This is a genomic window from Pedobacter frigoris (assembly GCF_032678645.1).
GTDB lineage: Bacteria > Bacteroidota > Bacteroidia > Sphingobacteriales > Sphingobacteriaceae > Pedobacter > Pedobacter frigoris_A.
Map to the genome: position 1 here is coordinate 335597 of NZ_JAVTSP010000001.1, position 19238 is coordinate 354834.

Annotated in this window: 12 protein-coding genes; 7 read left to right on the plus strand and 5 right to left on the minus strand. The window is 39.8% G+C overall.

From position 1 onward, the window contains the following. Nucleotides 1-55: 55 nt before the first annotated feature. The 3 genes from R2Q78_RS01570 to R2Q78_RS01580 form a co-directional block, all read right to left on the minus strand. Complete coding sequence (locus R2Q78_RS01570) at nt 56-1993, minus strand: KUP/HAK/KT family potassium transporter (RefSeq protein ID WP_316788248.1); 1938 nt, start codon at nt 1991-1993, stop codon at nt 56-58. Nucleotides 1994-2121: 128 nt separating this feature from the next. Next, entirely contained in the window at nt 2122-4188 is a 2067-nt protein-coding gene (locus R2Q78_RS01575) for a beta-L-arabinofuranosidase domain-containing protein (RefSeq protein ID WP_316788249.1), read from the minus strand. Between the two features lie 10 nt (nt 4189-4198). After that, a complete protein-coding gene (locus R2Q78_RS01580; protein WP_316788251.1) occupies nt 4199-6037 on the minus strand; it encodes a glycoside hydrolase family 2 protein in 1839 nt (612 codons plus the stop codon). 212 nt (nt 6038-6249) lie between these two features. Here R2Q78_RS01580 and R2Q78_RS01585 point away from each other — a divergent pair, with 212 nt between their 5' ends. The 3 genes from R2Q78_RS01585 to R2Q78_RS01595 all read left to right on the plus strand — a co-directional run bounded on the left by R2Q78_RS01585 (nt 6250) and on the right by R2Q78_RS01595 (nt 11142). Next, a complete protein-coding gene (locus tag R2Q78_RS01585) occupies nt 6250-10215 on the plus strand; it encodes a two-component regulator propeller domain-containing protein (protein WP_316789986.1) in 3966 nt (1321 codons plus the stop codon). A 170-nt stretch (nt 10216-10385) separates the two neighbouring features. After that, nucleotides 10386-10628 (plus strand): hypothetical protein, encoded by a 243-nt coding sequence (locus R2Q78_RS01590; RefSeq protein ID WP_316788253.1) that lies wholly within the window; start codon nt 10386-10388, stop codon nt 10626-10628. A 76-nt stretch (nt 10629-10704) separates the two neighbouring features. After that, on the plus strand, nt 10705-11142 hold the full coding sequence (locus R2Q78_RS01595) for a tail fiber domain-containing protein (RefSeq protein WP_316788255.1): 438 nt from the start codon (nt 10705-10707) through the stop codon (nt 11140-11142). A gap of 95 nt (nt 11143-11237) precedes the next feature. Here R2Q78_RS01595 and R2Q78_RS01600 read toward each other — a convergent pair whose 3' ends face one another. Together R2Q78_RS01600 and R2Q78_RS01605 are read right to left on the minus strand one after the other, a co-directional pair. Continuing rightward, nucleotides 11238-11597, minus strand: a complete 360-nt coding sequence (locus R2Q78_RS01600; RefSeq protein ID WP_316788257.1) for a DUF4180 domain-containing protein — start codon at nt 11595-11597, stop codon at nt 11238-11240. 8 nt (nt 11598-11605) lie between these two features. Then, nucleotides 11606-12097 (minus strand): phosphoglycerate mutase family protein, encoded by a 492-nt coding sequence (locus R2Q78_RS01605; RefSeq protein WP_316788258.1) that lies wholly within the window; start codon nt 12095-12097, stop codon nt 11606-11608. A gap of 151 nt (nt 12098-12248) precedes the next feature. On the opposite strand from R2Q78_RS01605, the gene R2Q78_RS01610 reads away from it, so the two are divergent. The 4 genes from R2Q78_RS01610 to R2Q78_RS01625 all read left to right on the plus strand — a co-directional run bounded on the left by R2Q78_RS01610 (nt 12249) and on the right by R2Q78_RS01625 (nt 19228). Next, the gene (locus tag R2Q78_RS01610) at nt 12249-14453 is read left to right on the plus strand and encodes a hypothetical protein (RefSeq protein ID WP_316788260.1); all 2205 of its coding nucleotides are present in this window, start codon (nt 12249-12251) and stop codon (nt 14451-14453) included. A gap of 282 nt (nt 14454-14735) precedes the next feature. Beyond that, complete coding sequence (locus R2Q78_RS01615; RefSeq protein WP_316788261.1) at nt 14736-17051, plus strand: hypothetical protein; 2316 nt, start codon at nt 14736-14738, stop codon at nt 17049-17051. Nucleotides 17052-17148: 97 nt separating this feature from the next. Further along, nucleotides 17149-18045 carry an aldo/keto reductase gene (locus R2Q78_RS01620; RefSeq protein ID WP_316788262.1) on the plus strand — a complete coding sequence of 299 codons (897 nt, stop codon included), beginning with the start codon at nt 17149-17151 and terminating at the stop codon, nt 18043-18045. A 10-nt stretch (nt 18046-18055) separates the two neighbouring features. Continuing rightward, nucleotides 18056-19228, plus strand: coding sequence for an enolase C-terminal domain-like protein (locus tag R2Q78_RS01625; protein ID WP_316788264.1), 1173 nt, complete (start codon nt 18056-18058; stop codon nt 19226-19228). Nucleotides 19229-19238: the final 10 nt, after the last annotated feature.

Below are 19238 nucleotides of genomic sequence, written 5' to 3' on the forward strand. Positions count from 1 at the left end.
TGCAAAAAAGTTCAGGTTATTTTCATGAAAGCAGCTAACTCACTTATTTTCATTGCTATTTAATTCTCTTCAAGATGATCGGATCTGGAATGTCTACGATTAATGGTACCTGCTCAATGGTAACAAAACTTGAATCTAAACCAAAGCCTCGTCTTTCTGATATACTCAGATGTTTCAATATCCTGTGATAAGCCATGGTTATACGTTCTATAAATTTAAGGCTATTCGAATTGGAGAGGATTTTTTCCAACACCACAAATCGAAAATCTCCGGGGATCTTAAGGGCCTGCAGGGATTCGTATTTACTTGTAATATCGATCTCTCCGCTTTTTACCAGTTCTTCAACTACCTTTCTAAATAAAACATTAACACGCTGTTCAACCCTGAAGCCTAACCTGAAGTCAATTCTGATTAGTTTACCGGGAATCATTGGGTCGACTTCATATTCCATAGTATAAGGCTCATCGGTAACGTCTACGTGCAGCAACCAGTATACATCGGCTCTTTTCGGATGTTTCTGAATGATAGAGTAAATAACAGAAGATTCAACTTCTGTATTGAAATTTGCGCTTGTAAGGTATACCAGATTAGAGGCATACTTGGCAATTGAAGCATCAGCACTGATGTTTTTGATCATCGGGAAAAACTCCTCAATGTCGACAAACTTCATGTATCTGTTCCTTATTCTACGTCCGTTAGACCAGGTCCACATGACTGAGAATAAAGCGATACCCAGAATTAATGTGAACCAGCCCCCATGAAGTATCTTTGCTGCATTTCCTGCCAGGAACGTCAATTCGATGATCCCATAAATCGTCAGGAATACAATGATAAAGCCCATAGGTACTTTCTTCCGCATCAGGAAAACTGAGACAAGAATGGTCGTCATAAGCATTGCTACAGTAATAGACAATCCATAAGCAGCCTCCATATTTACCGATTTCTCGAATATAAGTACCACGATGATACAGCCTGCCCAGAGAATCCAGTTCATAGAAGGTACATATAATTGTCCTTTTTGTTCGCTGGGATAGTTGATTTTCACTTTAGGCCATAAATTCAGTCTTACAGCCTCTGCAATCAGGGTAAATGATCCGGAGATCAATGCCTGACTTGCTATGGCAGCCGCAACTGTCGCGATGGCAATACCATAAATCAGGAACCAGTCTGGCATCAGGTGGTAAAATGGATTTACATCGCCAAGTTTGGTGCCCTGTAGCTTCCATAACCAAACTCCCTGGCCCATATAATTCAGAATCAGACAAGTCTTTACATAAATCCAGCTGATGCGGATGTTTGACCGGCCACAATGTCCAAGGTCTGAATACAAGGCCTCAGCTCCGGTAGTACACAGAAATACAGCTCCGATGATTAAAAAGGCTTCAGGGTTTGTCGTTAAAATATGGATGGCATAATAAGGATTAATGGCTTTGAGGATCTCGGGAAGTTCCAGTATATAGACAAAGCCCAACACTGCAATCATGGTGAACCATAGCCACATGATGGGACCAAAGGCTTTTCCAACAAGTGAAGTTCCGAATTGCTGGAGGATGAAGAGTGCCGTGATAATGGCAAGTACGATGGGGACAGTTGGCAGATCCCTGTAAATGAGACTCAATCCTTCAATAGCAGCAGAAACAGTTACTGCTGGCGTCATAATCCCGTCGGCCAGAAGAGCTGCTCCACCGATCATTGCAGGAATAATGAGCCATTTGGCCTTGCGCTTTACCAGAGAATACAAAGAGAAGATACCACCTTCACCCTTATTATCTGCTTGTAAAGTAATAACTACGTACTTTATGGTAGTTTGAAGTGTTAGCGTCCAGAAGATACAGGAAAGCCCTCCGAGGATAAGGTCCTGGGTGATTAACCTTTCTCCGATTATTGCTTTAAAAACGTAAAGGGGAGATGTACCTATATCACCGTATATGATTCCAAGACTAATTAATAAACCCGCTGCACTTAATTTTTGAATGTTTTTATGATGGCCCATGGCTGTTAAAATAATGCGCCAAATGTATGAAAATAATACATTCAAAAAATCTTTGTTTTTTGATTAAAAAAAGGGCTGATATCTTCTAAATATCAGCCCTTTAAATAAGGGTTTTAATCCTTGTTGTTTTATTTTACTACAGGGAAAGCTGAGATTCTCAATCTGGCACCTCCCATGGGTACAAGGGTTAATGTAGTTGTGGTTTCTTCCGTTGCAACGGGGCTTTGAGGAAGTACTGCAGCTAAGCCGTACTGATCGATCCCCCAGTCAGGGATCAATTTTCCATTAGCTTTTAGTTCGATAGGAGCGTTGCCATTTGTGAAAGGATTATTGTCTTTCGGCCAGCCTTTTTTTACAATGCTGAATGACTTCTCTGGTTGATCCGCATTCAGCACCAGCCCATAGTTCCATGCAGTTTTAGGGTGGATTTCATAGGAAGGCCATTTTCTTGGGTCGGCACCAGGTTGCCATTGAGAATCTCCAATCGCAGTTTGTTTACTGTCTTTTTGTATATAGTCCTCCTCGATTTTTAAAGAGTACGTCAGTGGACCATAGTTTACGCTTACACTGCTTTTGTTTTTATCCCAGGTTCTTACTTTTAAACTCATTGGGAGTTGTAATGCAACCTTATCTCCATTCTTCCAAGAGCCGCTCAATTTAATGTACTCGCTGCCATTGGTGTTTACAGGGATCTCTTTATTATTCACCTTTACAATGGGGTTTTTGCACCATTCTGGTACACGAAGATATAATGGGAAGTTTACGGTTTTTGGCGTTTTAACGGTAATGTTGACCAGATCGTCAAATGGATATTTGGTTACCTGGCTAAGTATGATGCCTGTTCCATCACCTACCTTTGCTTTAACTTCACCCTCGGCATAAAGTTGGACAGCAATTCCGTTGTCAGGTGTAGCCATCCAGGTATTCTCAGCATAGTATACCCATCCGGCAGCATGGTTGTGCTGACAGCATCTGCTGCTGAAAGGATTCATCATCAGAAAAGGCCCAGTATTGTCTATGCCTGGATGGTGGTTTTTTGCATCACTGATCACCATGTTTGGGGCCGTTAGATAACGTAAAGCCTTATAATCAGGTGTAAACGCTGCAGAAAAGGTATTGAAAGCTACATCTTCACAGTTTTCCGCCCAAAATGTATCTCCTGTTATGCCGAGCATCATTTGGTCGGAGGTCATTTGTTCTACCAGGCCGCAGGTTTCTACTGCTTGTCTGGGATCGTCATAACCCTTCCTGGAGTTTTCATCGCCACCAAACATGCCTCCTGGAACCTGGCCATAGATATTTCTGATTAATTGATGGTTGCTGTAAGAAGCTGCCAGATCATTCTTATCATGACTTTGAAGGTAAAAAGTTGCAGGTTCTCTAAAGCATTGAGCTATATTTACATTATGCCAGTTGGGCAAATTGTCTGTTTGCCTCCAGTTGGCAGTGTTCTTGTCTATTTTCGTTGCAAGATCAAGCAGCCATTTTTCACCGGTACGGTTGTATAGCCAATATATGCTGGTAATGTTATCTCCGCCACGACTTTTTTCCCAGTAATCTTCCAATAATTTGTCATCAGGAATGCTCAATTGCCATTTGAAATATTTTGTCATTAGGTCGATAACCCTGGAATCTTTAGTATACTCATAGTAAGATTGAAGGCACCATAGCATTGGCATATTTGTCCAGAGGTCTCTTTTACCGTCGCCTTTTTCTACTAAAGGACCAAAGTCGCCATTGTCACGCTGGTTATTCAATGTCGCATTGATCCAAAATTTGGTTTCTGTGATCATTTTATCATCGTTGAGCATGTAGCCGATATTGGAATAGCCTTTTAGCCAGTAGGGTAATTCTTCCCATCCGTGTTTTCCGATGCCGCTTTTGTTCAACCATGCATTGTCGTTTTTAGACAGCCAGATACTGATCTCTCCCAGGTTTCCCGTTAAACCATTTTTTTGGAGTATTAATGCTTGCTTAAGCCAGCCTCCCGGGCTAATGCTACCAACAGGTAATTTTATAAAGTGATTGTTCAGCAGGGGAGCCTTGTTGCTGATGTAATAGCTGTTAGCGGTCGCGTTGCTAGTCGTTTTCACGATCTCCGCCTTGATGCTTTGAGCAATAGTATTCTGCGCGGATAATCCTGAGAGCAGTAAAACCGCAAGGAATATTCCTGTATTCTTTTTATTAAACCTCATAGTTCCCTCATTATTTAAGTTCTACCAGTGATTTATTGTACAATTTATTTGTCACCTCTTTAAGTTTCGCCTCAGGTACTTTGATTATCTTTCTGTCATAAGTCATCAATCCGTTGGTCTCCTGTTCCACATCTGTAGTCTGTGTATACACAGCAGCTGAAAGCCCTTTTTTGATCAGGTATTCCATTCTATTCATAAAGGATGCGTATTTGTCGAAAAGTTCATCGGCAGTTTTAAAACTCTGATACCCCCAGTTGTCTTTTTCTTTCCAGGTATGCCCTGGTACCGGTAATCCCAATCCTCCATATTCGCCCAATACGATGGCATGTGTAGGCCCAAATAAATCGGGACGAGGCATCTGAGGGTCAGGGTAGTGGTGGAGGTCAACAATATCACCAGTGATCACATGGTTGCCACCACTTGCACTATTGACCAGACGGGAAGGATCTTTTGCTTTAGTCCATTCAGCAATCTCTTTGGTTTTAAACTGTCCCCATGCTTCGTTGAAAGGTGTCCACACAATAATGCTCGGAAAGTTATGCAGATCATCCATGATTTCTTTCCATTCGTTGCGGTACATTGCTTCAGATTCTGGTGTCCGGTTCTTATCTGTTCCGCCCATTTGTCCCAGTTTAGACTCCCATTGGTTACCAAGATCTCCGCTCGGCATGTCCTGCCATACCAGCATGCCCATTTTATCACATTCATAATACCAGCGTGCAGGTTCAACTTTAATGTGTTTGCGTATCATATTGAAACCCATTTCCTTAGTCTTAACGATGTCAAATTTCAAAGCTTCATCAGTAGGAGCGGTGTATAATCCATCAGGCCACCATCCTTGATCTAAGGGGCCATACTGAAATATGAATTCATTATTTAACAACATGCGCTGCACGCCATTTTTATCCAAGCCGATGGAAGATTTACGCATGGCAAAATAGCTGCCTGCTTCGTCAATCACTTTACCGTTTCTGACCACGGCAATCTTCAGGTCATATAAGAATGGTGAGGCCGGTGACCATAATTTTGGGTTGGCGATAGGTAATGTCGCTTGTGTATTTGCATCAACTTCCTGTTCTGCTACCTTCGTTTTTCCGTCAAAAGCAGTGATCCTGATTTTGTCGCCGTTAGCGGCCGACTGTACATGTGCGTTTATTGAAAGTGTTTTCGCATCAATATCAGGTGTCTGTTTGGTTGATGCTATATAAGTTTCAGGTACACTTTCGAGCCAGACTGTTTGCCAGATACCGCTAACTGGTGTATACCAAATGCCTTCTGGTTTTTTTTGCTGTTTTCCCCTTGGCTGAGGACCTTCATCTGTTGGGTCCCATACGCTGATGATAAGTTCCTGGTTCCCGCTTTTTTTTACAAATGCAGTAATGTCGAATGTAAACGGATCGAATCCACCTTGATGAGCACCCACTTTTTGTCCATTTACCCAAATGTCTGTTTTCCAGTCTACAGCGCCAAAATGCAGTAAAATGTTGTTCTTCATACCTGAAGGAATGCTAAAGCTGGTTTTGTACCAAAGCAAGTTGTTTTTATCTATAGTTTTTCCTACTCCTGATAAAGAAGATTCCAGGGCAAAAGGAACCAGGATCTTTCCCTGGTAGGTTTTCGGTGTTTCTTCATTTTTTCCGGTAATGGCATAATCCCATAGCCCGTTTAGATTCTTCCAGTTGTTATTCCGGGTTAGGTGTGGTCGAGGATATTCCGGTAAGGGTTTTAAAGGATCTACTTTTTCCGCCCATGGTGAAGCAATTTTTCCAGGTACTGGCTTCCATGTTTGCGCTGAGACGATAAGAGATTGGCTAAGGAATAGTCCGACTACATAGGTCTTTAGTTTCATAAAATCGAATATTTGGTTTTTTGTGGTTAAACAGGTGTTGACACAGTCTTAGGTGCTGCGACAATCAATATTCAAATAAAACGCTTTAGCTTCATTAATATGTCTCAATTTTTATGCATTTTGTCTCAAATTTCCGGCGGTAACAGAATGCGTCTGCTGCAATTGTATCATGTGTAACAACCAAATATAAATTGAAAACGTTATTCTTAATTTTGCTTTTTCTGTGTAGCTGCGCTAATATATTAAATGCACAGCCTTTTCATTTCCGACATTACCAGGTTGAACAAGGGTTGTCTTACAATTCTGTGTTCAGTATTTTGCAAGATTCCAAAGGTTTTTTGTGGTTTGGTACTAAAGACGGACTCAATCGCTTTGATGGTTATAATTTTAAGGTATTCAGAAATGATCCTAAAGACCAGAAGAGTATAGGGAACAATGTAGTTCGTTCGATTTGCGAAGATCAATCCGGTAGCTTGTGGATTGGTACTTCTTTTGGACTATACCTTTATCAGGACACTACGGAGGTATTTAAAGGTATAGCATCGACAAAAAAATCAGCAGTATGGGATTTATTAGATGACAGACAAGGGAGCGTACTTTTCATTTCTAATTTTACCATTTATCGATACAATAAAGTCAGTAATAAGGTAGAACCGTTCAGTAATAATCAACATTTTGAAGCATCTTCTATCTGTTTTACGACTGATGGTACTTTATGGGCCTCAACAAGGGCAGGTGAGATTCAACGTTACAATAAAGCTAAAGATAATTTTGAGGGGTTCGACTTGTATAGCCATTCACCAAAGGTTATTTCCAAATGGATTGATAAGATTTATCCTGCAGGCAATTCTATCTTAATAGGTACTTCACATCAAGGCGTTAAATTGTTTGATATTAAGTTATTATCATATAAAGATGTCCTAACTTTTAACCAGGACAAGACGAGTATCTTTGCTAAGAACTTTCTCCATTATCAGGGAGACACTTATTGGATTGCAACCGAATCTGGTGTATTTGTTTACAATATCGCTACAGGAAAGTATACCAATTTGAGAAAGAATTTCAGTGATCCTTATGCCATTTCAGACAATGCGATTTATGCTTTGGCTAAAGATAAAGAGGGAGGGGTATGGGTGGGTACCTATTTTGGAGGTGTTAATTACTACCCTAAACCTTTTACTTCTTTTGATAAATTCTTCGCTCAGGGCAAAGGGAAAGAGAAGTCGCTCAGTGGGAATGCAGTTAGAGAAATTACCAAAGATAAGTTTGGTAATTTATGGATCGGGACTGAAGATGCCGGATTGAACAAATTAGCACCAGGACAAAATACCTTCAGCATATTTAGTCCTGATGGTGCCAAAACCAATATATCACATACGAATATCCATGCGCTCATGGCTGTTGATGATGAATTATGGATTGGTACTTATGAGCAAGGACTGGACGTGATGAATATCCAAACTGGTAAGGTTGTCCGTCATTATGATAAAGGAGTTTCGGCGAATTCTCTTAACTCCAATTTCATTGAATGTATTTATCGTACACGTGCAGGAGAGATTTTGATCGGCACTGCTTATGGATTATACCGGTACAATATAGGTTCAAATGATTTTACCCTAATCAAAGATGTTCCTGAATATTTATTCGTCATGAGTATCAATGAGGATAAAGATGGAAATATTTGGGTAGGCCCCATTCGGGAAGGACTTTATTTTTATAATCCAGTCACTAAAAAAAAGGGATTTTATAAATACAATCCTGAAAAGCTCAATAGTCTGAGCAATGATTTTGTGAATAATGTATTTATTGCAAATGACAATACCATATGGGTTTCTACAGAAAATGGACTTAATAAACTGGATAAAGCAAAAGGTACGTTTGCCAGATATGGGACAGATAAGGGATTTCCAAGTAATGTGTTTTACAGGATAGAAGAAGACGAGCAGCGTAATTTATGGGTGAGTACTTCGAAGGGTTTGGTATGTTTTAATCCGATCACAGAAAAAATGCGTGTATACACAAAGGCCAATGGCTTATTGAATGATCAGTTTAACTACAATTCTTCTTTTAAAGATGGTTCAGGAAAGATGTTCTTTGGCAGTGTAAATGGAATGATCGCATTTAATCCATCTGATTTTGTAAAAAATGCGATTGTTCCGCAGGTGCAGGTTACAGGTTTCCAGGTGTTCAATGAAGAGCTGGGTATTAACAAAGGTAATTCGCCGTTGAAGAGATCTATCACTTTTACCGACCAGATTAACCTGACCTACGACCAATCTACTTTTAGTATTGATTTTGCGGCTCCGGTGTATACAGACTATGAAACTGCCGAATATGCTTATAAACTGGAAGGAGTGGATAAGGAATATACCTATCTTAAAAAGAATAGAAAGGTGTTCTATACCAAATTGTCTCCGGGCATTTATACTTTTTTGGTAAAGGCAACGAATAGTAGTGGACAATGGAATGAGACGCCTAGAAGATTGGTTATTCGTATTTCACCTCCATTTTGGTTGAGTATCTGGGCTTATATTTTTTATTTTATACTATTCATATCGGCGCTATATTACACGATTAGGTATTTTAACAATAAGGTGAAGCTTCGTAATCAACGCAAACTTGAAGTGTTGGAGAATCAGAAGGAAAAAGATATTTATGAAGCTAAAATAGAATTCTTTACACAGATTACTCATGAGATACGTACACCCTTGACATTAATTAAAGGGCCGATAGAAACCGTAATAAATAAGTTTAATCCAGGTCAAGAGGTATTAAATTACCTGCATACAATGGAGAAAAATGCGGACAGGCTACTTGATCTCACTAACCAGTTATTGGACTTCAGAAAAATTGAATCTCGGGAATACCACCTGAACTATATTAAATCTGATGTTTCTGCATTGCTGTACGAAAACTTTGTAAGATTTGAAGCTGTTACAGAAGAGAAGAAGATTAATTATCAGATTCAATTGCCGGAAAATCCGGTTTATGCTTCTTTAGATCCTGAAGCACTTAACAAGATACTGAGTAACCTGCTTGGGAATGCAGTGAAATATGCGAAAAGAACGATCAATGTAAAACTTGAAGTTTACGCTGATCCAGAAGAAACTTTGCAAGTTATTTTTAGAAATGACGGCTATTTGGTTCCCTATGATATGAGAGAGCGGATTTTTGAATCTTTTGTAAGACTGGATGAAACTTCCTCTGAAGTGGGTACAGGCATAGGCCTTGCCCTGGCGCGTTCTCTCGCAAAATTACATGGCGGAACTCTTAACGTTCATGATGAAGGGGTAATGAACGTTTTTGTCCTGAATATTCCAATGCAACACAAGCAGGAAGTTCATTCACCTAAAGCATTCAATGTTGACAGTTCGTATGAGCAAATTTCAAAGATGAGTTCTTTGGAAGAAAAGCCATTGATCATGCTGGTAGATGATAATTCTGAAATCATTGATTATCTGTCCGAAGAACTTGGTAGTAATTACAATATTTTGAAAGCTGCAAATGGATTAGAAGCATTAGGCCTTATTAAGGGTCATGCTGTTCAACTCGTGGTTAGCGATGTGATGATGCCCCAGATGGATGGATTTGAGCTTTGTACTGCAATTAAAACGGATATTGAGATCAGCCATGTCCCTGTGATCCTACTAACTGCAAAAACTACATTTCAGTCTAAAATAGCCGGACTGGAGATTGGGGCAGATGCCTATATGGAAAAACCTTTTTCTCCTAATTACCTGATGGCGCAAATCCAAAGCCTGTTAAATAACAGAAATAAACTGAGAGCCTACTTTTCCAGCTCTCCTTTAGTACACCTAAAAAGTATCGCTCATTCTAAAGCGGATGAAGTGCTGCTGGATAAATTGAATAGCTTCATTGTTAAAAATCTCTCTAATAAAGATCTTGATGTTGATCAGCTTGCAGATACGATGAACATGAGCAGAGCTACTTTTTACCGGAAAATCAAATCGATATCTAACCTTTCACCTAATGAACTCATCAATATCACAAGATTGAAAAAGGCAGCGGAACTGCTGATCAAAACAGACCATAAGATTCAGCAGGTAGCAGATATGACTGGTTTTAGTTCCCAGGCACAATTTGGCAGGTCATTTACAAAGCAATTTGGAATTACGCCTTCGGCATATGTTCATGAAAAAAAGCAAACCGTGGGATAGATTTCGATTGGTTTTTTTTGTGTAATTTATTGAAATGAAACTTGTGTGTTTTGATTAGGTTTCTATATTTGCAATGTTGACATACCGATCACAACTACGGACAAATGCTTAAAAAATTAACAGGTTTACTTATTCTATTGTCATTCTTGATGGTAAAGAGTGCTTCGTTAATGATGCATAATGATAAAGGAGTACTGATCAGTCATCATTTGGGTCAGCAAGGTGAAGAATTGCCTGATGATTCAAAAGAAGACAAACAACTGGAATTTGCACTTGATGATGAAATAAATTCGGAATTCGAGTGGGTGGAACAGTGCCTGTCTTCCGAGAAACTGAATCATTTTAGTTTTCCCGAAACGATTACGGTTCATCTGTCGCTTCCTAATCCTCCTCCCAACACTCTGGCGGGTTAAATAAAAAGAACACTTATTTATTAACGAGATCCGGACATTCTCATGTCAGGTGAATTTTGAATCCAATTATAATTTTATGAGATATCCATTAATATTTAGAGGGGCCGGCATAGGCCTTTTATTTACTGCATTTACTTTATCCGCAAATGCACAAAAAATCGAAGAACAACAACTGAAGATTAAAATAGGTAAGATTGAAAACTCTACACAGCACCTAAAGAACCTGGAACCGGTTACTTTTAAATATGATGTAGATAAATATAGATACCTTAAACTTCCGGTTGGAGAGCAGTATGGTTTTTTGGCGAGCGATGTAAGACCAGAATTTCCGGAAATGGTTTATGAAGCTTCTAAAATGTACAATGAAGGAAAAAACAACTCAAAGGTAGCAAGGTATAGTGAAGTTAATACAGAAAGTATGATTCCCTTACTTGTTGCAGCGATTAAAGAGCAACAAGCAGAAATTGAACTCCTGAAGAAGGAATTAAATATTTTGAAAGAGAAATCGAAATAGCAGTTTTTTTAGTTTAGTGTTTTTGAAAAAGGCCATCCTTGTGATGGCTTTTTTTTTATAACAACTTTGAGCAAATTAAATTGGCGGTATATATTTCACCTCGCTAATCTTTCAATAGCGACCTCTACAGAATTAAGAAAGTTAACCTGTCTGCCTTTATTGCTTTCATATATAAAGTCTTTAATACTATTTCCAGGATATTTGCTGAATTCACCAACAATAAATAATTGCATTCTATAATTAGATACCTTTTGAAGAATCTCTCCCGCAATTCCTGATTTCAAGTCAAAGAAATCTGGAGTGATATTCTTTTCATGAATGATGATTTTGTCGAAGTCCTGGTAATAAAGATCCACAAGCAGCTGGAGACTATCCTCTGCATTTTTCATGGTGACTTCTGTTGAAATTACTTCCGCGATTTTAATATTGTTAGCCTCGTGTGTCTTTATGTTCATTTTTCGGATTAGTATTGAAATACGTTGAGCTCGCTTTTGTTTCCATTTAAGGTCAAATGAAATATGTTGTTGAATTCATCCTCCATTATTTTTGGTTTTGGCCGCTGAATACCGAAGGCCTCAATAGTTTCCAGAACAGTATTAGAATGACCGGCGATGATTAATTTTTTACCTGAATAGTTTTTCCTGATATCATCATAAAGTTCAGTAATGCTCTTATAATCAAATATATCGATCTTGTTTTTCTTTGCCAGAGGATCTAATGTCTGATGCGTTCTTTTATAGGGGGTGCTAAATGCGGCATCAAATTTAAATTTCTTCAGATATGTAGCTAAATCCTCAGCTCGTTTTTTCCCCGCAACAGAAAGATTTGGGTTTGGATCGTTAGCTGCACTGATTTCTTTTTCTGCATGGCGAACAATCCATATTTCTGTTTTTTGAGCTAAAACAGTATGAATGACAGAAAGTAATAAAACTAAAAATAAGATTAATTTTTTCATGAGTTGCCTGGAATAAAGCTACTAAATGAGCTGATGAAAAGCAAGCATAAATTGACGATCGAGACAATAGGGTAGATTTTGGTAATCATTAAGTTATTATATGGCTTTACTTTTGATTTTGTACATTAACAAAAAAATGAAATTTTAGAAAATGTCAGTTTCAAGAAAAGAATTTATAGGATTACTTGGTGCGGGAGTGGGTACGGCGCTGCTTCCCGCTGTTGCATTGGCAAATCCGGTGTATGGAAAGAATGGTAATGAAGGGTTGTTACCATTGCCTCAAAATAGGAAAACATTCATCTCGTACAGATACTTTCTGCCATGGGCTCCTGAATGGGGAGATCAAAAGATGGCTGATGCCCGTTTAGAAGAACTCGTGACCTTTGGCCATGAGGCTGGAATCAACAGTTTTCAGTTTTATGTCAACACACCAATGTCGAGCTATTACATCCTGCCCCCCGATGCCGAAAGTCAGACAGGCTGGGTTAAATGGATGCGTGAAATTGTAGCCCCTAGAATTCGTAAAGAAGGCTTTAGTCTGGAACTGAATTTTCAACAGCTTTTGGGCGCGAATGCAGGAAATACTGATCTCAGACCACTGTATCGGTGGAAACAATATATGGTAGATTCCAACGGAGAAACTTCAAAGGGAACACCTTGTCCTGAAGATAAGCTGTACCGTGAAGACATTAGCAAAATGTTGCGTGAATGGGCAAGTTTAAAACCAGATATCCTTTGGATTGATGATGATTTTCGCCTACATAACCATAGTACACGTGGTATGTTCTGTTACTGTCCTGAGCATCTTAATAAATTTGCGGCGTTAACAGGTAAGACGTATACACGTGAAGATTTATTAAAAGAAGTGCTGCAGCCTGGCAAACCTTCTGATTTGCGTAATAAATGGCTGGATTTTCTTGGTGACTATATGGCTGATTTTGCAAAATGGGTGGCTGATGAAATACATGTTGTATCACCGGAAACACGTGTTGCGTTAATGACATCAGGAACTGACATTCATTCGCTGGAGGGACGTGACTGGAAAAAAGTATTGGGAAATTTCGCCGGAAAACATAAACCTTTGATTCGTCCGACATTCGGTCTGTACATGGGTACAGGCTCTGCACCAAAGGCTTTATCCAGCGGACTGAAGGATATTATATCCCAGGTTCAGGTGGTTGAACAATCGTTGGGGGAGGGTAATTGTGATTTCGCTCCGGAACTGGAGAATACAAGATATACAAGCTGGTCAAAATCGACAGCTCATTCTACGCATTCCTTAATTATGGGGCAGCTAATGGGGTTGTCAATGATTACGGTAGCTGTTAACGATTTAGATGGCTCGCCGCTTTCAGAAGAACCGAGTCTGGTCCCTCTTTTCCGGAATGCCCGCCCCCGAATGGAAGCTCTCGCTGATCTAGGCTTGAAATCATGGCCCGTTCAAGGAGTTATTTCTTTAAGTGATAAAGATGTTGCCAGGATGACCCAACTCGCCGGCAAGGCAAGTTATGCTGAAATGGCACCTGCCGCCAGGTTCGAAAATCCGATTTTCGATATGGGTATTCCATTTAATTATATGACAGCTGCTAACGCTGCAAAATCGGGTTACCCTGTCTTGCTGGAAGCTTCTTCAGTATGGAAAGCCAATGACGAAGAATTAAGAAAGATTTTAGCTGGCTCAGCATTGGTGACCACTGGTGCAGCACGCATTATAATAGAAAGGGGCTTTGGTGATTTGTTAGGTGTTAAAGTAGGTGAACATCATACCAATACAATTCAATCCGAGGTATATGAGGACCATATATTACCAAACGTTAGCAAAATCCGTGTTCCACACAGAGGAGCGGACTGGGATGAACTGGAGACCACAACTGACTCTGCAAAAGTGGCTAGTTATTTTATGGATTTCCTCGGAGGAAAACATATTGGAACAGTAGTTTATCAGAATAAAGCTGGCGGACGTATCGTTGTCTATGCTCAAAATTCGGATATGCAGGGTGGTCTGTTTGGTAGTCACGCCCGTTTGCGTTGGTTACATGGTGTACTTAGCTGGTTAAGCAATGGAAATTATCAGGCGCTTCCAATATTGCCCCATCATGGCATTTCGTTGTTGAAAAAGAAAAATAACAACACATTTATGTATAGCTTCTGCAATTTGGGAACAGACGTGCTGACAGAATTTAAATTACGCTGGAATGGAGCCAGTGGTGTAAAGAGTGTTAGCATGCTTAAGAAGGATGGCACCTGGAAAGTACTGAGCTTTACTGTTGATCGTGATAGAGCAGATATGAACCCAATTATCAAATTTGATTGTGAGTTGGGTGTCATGGAATGGTTGGTACTGTTGATAGCTTAGAAATTTAGATCTGATCTTTGCCCTGAAATCTTTGTAATCCCAAATCCGGCAAAAAAAGCATCAGTAATAATCAATCCAATAGTAGTTTTAGGGAATTGATATCTGCAATTTTAGGCGTTGTTAATAGGTGAATTAGGTTAATAGTTGGGGGCTATGCCCCCTCTTTTTTATACCCGCTCATCAACAATATTTATATGTCCCGTTACAGTTTTATGCTAGGTTTGATACCGATACTTTATGATTCAGATAAAAATAGATAGATTAATTGCCAGCTTATTTACAATGGTATTTTTATTAACCATCCAGATAAAAGTTAAGGCACAAACGGTCGGCTTACAGGGTACTGAAAAAGAAGTACAGCAAATACTCAGGTCCATTAGTGGCAGCATGCAGTTAAGCATACAACAATATACAGGTACAGATCGTACAGGTGAACAGAAATTTCAGCAAAATAAGCTGGAAACCAACACAGAGAACTGGCAACTGCAGTTGCAGACATCAAAAGTTGCTGGTCAGCCTGATGCCATTGATGTTACAGCAGGGGTTACGCTGGAAAAAGGAATTGCGGTTTCTGCCGCAGTTGCGGTGTCATTCGACTTTAGCAATTGGAGTAGAGAGAATTATGTACTGGTTCCTGCTATTGTCTATAATGGCAACCGATATCATGCTATTGGTACATCCTACAATCCTCCTTATCCCAAAGAGATGTATTACAATCCGAAAGTGCCCCTGACCATTTCCAACAACCCGCGCCTTTCTATTGAAAAAGGAAAAGCATCGCTGATCGAACTGCAGACAACCAATACTGCGACTCCTGCGATGTGTTTTTATGCTCCTTCAGTAAAAAAAGGATTTATTATACTTACCGACCAGCAATCGAAATTTGGTAATCACGGATTAACTATCGAGGAGAATGCAGCACAGGACAATTGTCGTTTTAGCATCACTGCACCATCAATGCGAAAACTGGCAACGGGGTTTGGTGATTATCATGCAAGCGGTGATAAAGCCCCAACATGGAAAGCAGGAGAGACGCTCGCATTGCGTTTCAGAATCTATGTTTTTAATGCCAATGGCATTCCTGATCTTCTTGCCAAATTTATGCTGGTACGTAAAGATTTAACGGGTCCTAATCACCCACGTAATCAGTTGCCTCTTAGCAAGCAACTGGAAATGGCTGCTGCTATTTGTAGCAATAATTTTGTAACTGTGCCAGCAGGCAGTTTCTACACACCTGAAAATAATAAAGACTTTCAGCTGGGATGGGTAAGTGGTATGATGAACACCTATCCAATGCTTGCGTTAAATAATGAAAAGGAACGCAACCGTGTAGCCGCTGAGCTTGATTTTGTAGTAGCGAAGTTGCAGGGTAAGAGCGGATATTTTTACGGAGGTATTACAGCAAATGGCGAAATACGACCTGAAGAAATGAATCCGGCATATCCTGCCATCCAGGCTATGGTGCGTAAGAATAGTGATGCATTGTTGTGGTTTATGAAACATTTGCTTTTGTTTAAAGCACAGGGCTATGACAAAATGATTAAGCCTGAATGGGAAAATGCTGCCCGTAAATTGGCGGCAGCTTTTACAAGAACATGGAAAAAAGATGGTGAATTCGGGCAATTTATTGTACCTGAGACAGGAGATATTGCCGTATATAATTCTACGGCCGGAGCTATTGCACCCGGAGGATTAGCGCTTGCTTCTGCTTATTTCAAAGTGCCAGAATGGTTGGAAGCGGCCAAGGCTTCTGCAAATTTTTATTACAACCGGGATGTAGTAAAGCAAGGCCTTACGGGCGGTGATTGTGGCGATATCTCAATGGATGCCAATTCTGAATCTGCTTTTGGGTTTCTTGAATCATTGATGGCGCTTTATTACTACACAGGTGATAAAAATTGGTTAAAAAAAGCTGAAATCCAGGCTGCTCTTTGTGCCACATGGACTATTTCATATGATCCTGTATTTCCCATAAAAAGTGATATTGGAAAGCTAAAAAGTAATATGGCCGGTGCGGTATGGGCCAGTATTCAAAACAAGCATGCGGCCCCGGGTATTTGTACGGCCTCCGGGGATTATCTTTTCAAATTATATCGTGCTACGAATAACGCCCGTTATGCCGAACTGATTAATGACATAGGTCATGCACATGCCGAAGCGGTAAATGTACCACCCCATCATATTACCACCAACAACTTGCCAGGTTCCAGCATGGAACGTATCCAGCCTAGTGATGCTGAAGGGAAAGGCAGTATAGGCAATTTCATCAATACGCGTAACTCATGGACCGAAACCAATGGTATGCTGATGTCGCTCGAGATACCTGGTATTTATCTGCAAACAGATACCAGGCGTTTAAAGGTATTTGATCATGTTACAGCAAATATCCTGAAACAGGATGGGAATGGAATCCTGTTGGAGTTGAAAAATGAAACTATACACGATGCCATTGTTTCAATCTTTGCTGAAACCAGCGCGCAGGCTGCAAAACCAATGGGTTATACTAATTTTATCAACTGGCCTAAGGTGACAGTAAAGTCCGGAACGAATATTAAGGTATTGGTTGATAAAAATGGTAAATGTTCAGCTCAGCATTAAATAATCAATATAACATAGGTATTTGTCAAAATGACAATAGTTATTTACTTATAAAAAAAATATTTTTGTTAATATACCTAAAGCATAAACCAAATATATGCAGTCATCACAATTTTTATCAAAGTGTATTTTAGGCACAGCCGGTTTGGGCGGGGTTTGGGGGGCGGTTCAAAAGGAAGAATCCGTTCGTACTATTCTGTTAGCACTGGAAACTGGTATCCATGGTCTGGATACAGCACCTGCTTACGGTGACGCCGAGGAATTCGTCGGTGAGGCATTAAAACAGTGGAATGGTGAATTACCTAAAGTCAGCACCAAGGTAGGGCGTTTAAAGAGCTATGCCGCTGATAATGGAATTTACGACTATAGTGCCTCTTCAATGGAACAAAGCCTTTTTAGAAGTCTAAAAACACTTAATGTTGAGGCGGTCGACGTGTTGTTTTTGCATGATCCGTCGGCGATTTCTGAAAAAGCTGATATTGATCAGATTTTTCGACAAATGCAATGGTTTAAACAGCGGGGGTATGCAAAAAAAATCGGTATCGGAGGCAATTGTCCCAGTTGGTTTAAGAAATACGATTATAAAGCTGTATTTGATGTGATTATGGAATATAACCGCCTGGATGCATGCTGTTCAGATGCACTGACAAGCAGTATTCCTGAATATCAATCGAATGAGATTCAGTTTTATTCCGCCAGTCCACTGCATATGGGGCTACTTGGCAGCAGGTATCAGGAATTTATTGATTCAGCTCCGGACTGGTTAGATAAAAATAGTATTGGGCAAGCTATCAGGGTGAAAGAAATTGCCGATAGATACCACCTGCCATTGTCTTCATTGGCACATCGGTTTGTATTATCTATTCCAGAAGACTTTAAAATGGTTATCGGTCCTGTTGATACCAGACAGCTATTGGAAACACTATGCGATATCCATGAAGGACCGCTATCGAATACAATTTTTGAAGAAATTATAGCATTAAAAACAGTTTAAAGGAAGTAAGATGAATTCTATCGAGAATGAAATATTTAATATAAGTACAGTACAAATACGCAGACTACAACCTGTTAAAGCTGTTATCCCATTTCAGGATGCAACGATGGGGCCATTCGAGGAATTTAGCTTGTCGGTGATTACCTTAACAGACACAGATGGAAATATAGGTGAAGCGCCCGTTTTTAGTGCTTATACCAATATATTAGAAATGTGTATGTTGCCCATTTTGTTTCACAGCCATCACGTTAGCTATAAAGAGCTATATCATAAGCTGTATTGGTCCATTCGCAACGAAGGATTTAGAGGCGCTGCAGCAGCTTTGTTGGGACAGGTAGATTTGGCTTTATATGATTTGGCGGCACGCCGGAAAGGAAAACCTTTACATGAGTATTTGAATGCCGGCAGGAATTCAGTATCAATGTATTGTAGCGGGGGAGGGACAAATTACTCCCATAAGGATCTGGAGAAAGAAATGGATTACTTCCTTAATTTTGGAACTGATTGTATTAAGATGAAGGTCGGCAAGAATTTTGGATCTTCCATGCAGGAAGATATAGAACGGGTGAAATTTGTACGTAAATTAATCGGAAGTGATATTGAACTGGCTGTAGATGCAAACCAGATATGGAATGTCGACGAAGCCTTACAATTTATCAGAGCTGTTGAGCATGAAAATATTGCTTGGTTTGAAGAACCCGTACATTCAGCTTCATTAACAGATATTGCATTATTGTGTGAAAAATGTCCGGTTCCAATATCTTTTGGAGAGTCTGAACGAAGTGGTAAGGTGTTTTCATCACTAAGGAATGCAGGAGTTCAGCATTTTCAGCCAACGCCTTATCATTTGAGTAGTATGCAGGAATGGATGGACGTGCGCGACTTGGCCATTCAGTCCGGTCTTGATTTTTCATCCGGTGGCTATTCTCTATATACTGCAGCTATTGTAGCGGCTGCTCCGGAAAAGTTTCGTGTAGAATATCTGTTTACATTGATGCATGGCTTGGAATCCTATTTTGCAGTATGTCCGAAGTTGGAAAATGGACATTTTATATTGCCACAAATTGAAGGGTTGCCCATTCGGATCGACTGGGATTACTGGCAACGGAAAGACAAAATAAAAATGAATAAAATCTGGTCTGCAGAGAAAACAAATTATTATAGCCCTCTTGTTCAACTTTAATTTAATTATC

Bases quoted from the DNA above. Each gene is read 5' to 3' on its own strand.
- R2Q78_RS01620 (WP_316788262.1), top strand. From the start codon at position 17,149: ATGCAGTCATCACAATTTTTATCAAAGTGTATTTTAGGCACAGCCGGT.
- R2Q78_RS01615 (WP_316788261.1), top strand. From the start codon at position 14,736: ATGGTATTTTTATTAACCATCCAGATAAAAGTTAAGGCACAAACGGTC.
- R2Q78_RS01605 (WP_316788258.1), bottom strand. From the start codon at position 12,097: ATGAAAAAATTAATCTTATTTTTAGTTTTATTACTTTCTGTCATTCAT.
- R2Q78_RS01610 (WP_316788260.1), top strand. From the start codon at position 12,249: ATGTCAGTTTCAAGAAAAGAATTTATAGGATTACTTGGTGCGGGAGTG.
- R2Q78_RS01625 (WP_316788264.1), top strand. From the start codon at position 18,056: ATGAATTCTATCGAGAATGAAATATTTAATATAAGTACAGTACAAATA.
- R2Q78_RS01575 (WP_316788249.1), bottom strand. From the start codon at position 4,188: ATGAGGTTTAATAAAAAGAATACAGGAATATTCCTTGCGGTTTTACTG.
- R2Q78_RS01570 (WP_316788248.1), bottom strand. From the start codon at position 1,993: ATGGGCCATCATAAAAACATTCAAAAATTAAGTGCAGCGGGTTTATTA.
- R2Q78_RS01600 (WP_316788257.1), bottom strand. From the start codon at position 11,597: ATGAACATAAAGACACACGAGGCTAACAATATTAAAATCGCGGAAGTA.
- R2Q78_RS01590 (WP_316788253.1), top strand. From the start codon at position 10,386: ATGATGCATAATGATAAAGGAGTACTGATCAGTCATCATTTGGGTCAG.
- R2Q78_RS01595 (WP_316788255.1), top strand. From the start codon at position 10,705: ATGAGATATCCATTAATATTTAGAGGGGCCGGCATAGGCCTTTTATTT.
- R2Q78_RS01580 (WP_316788251.1), bottom strand. From the start codon at position 6,037: ATGAAACTAAAGACCTATGTAGTCGGACTATTCCTTAGCCAATCTCTT.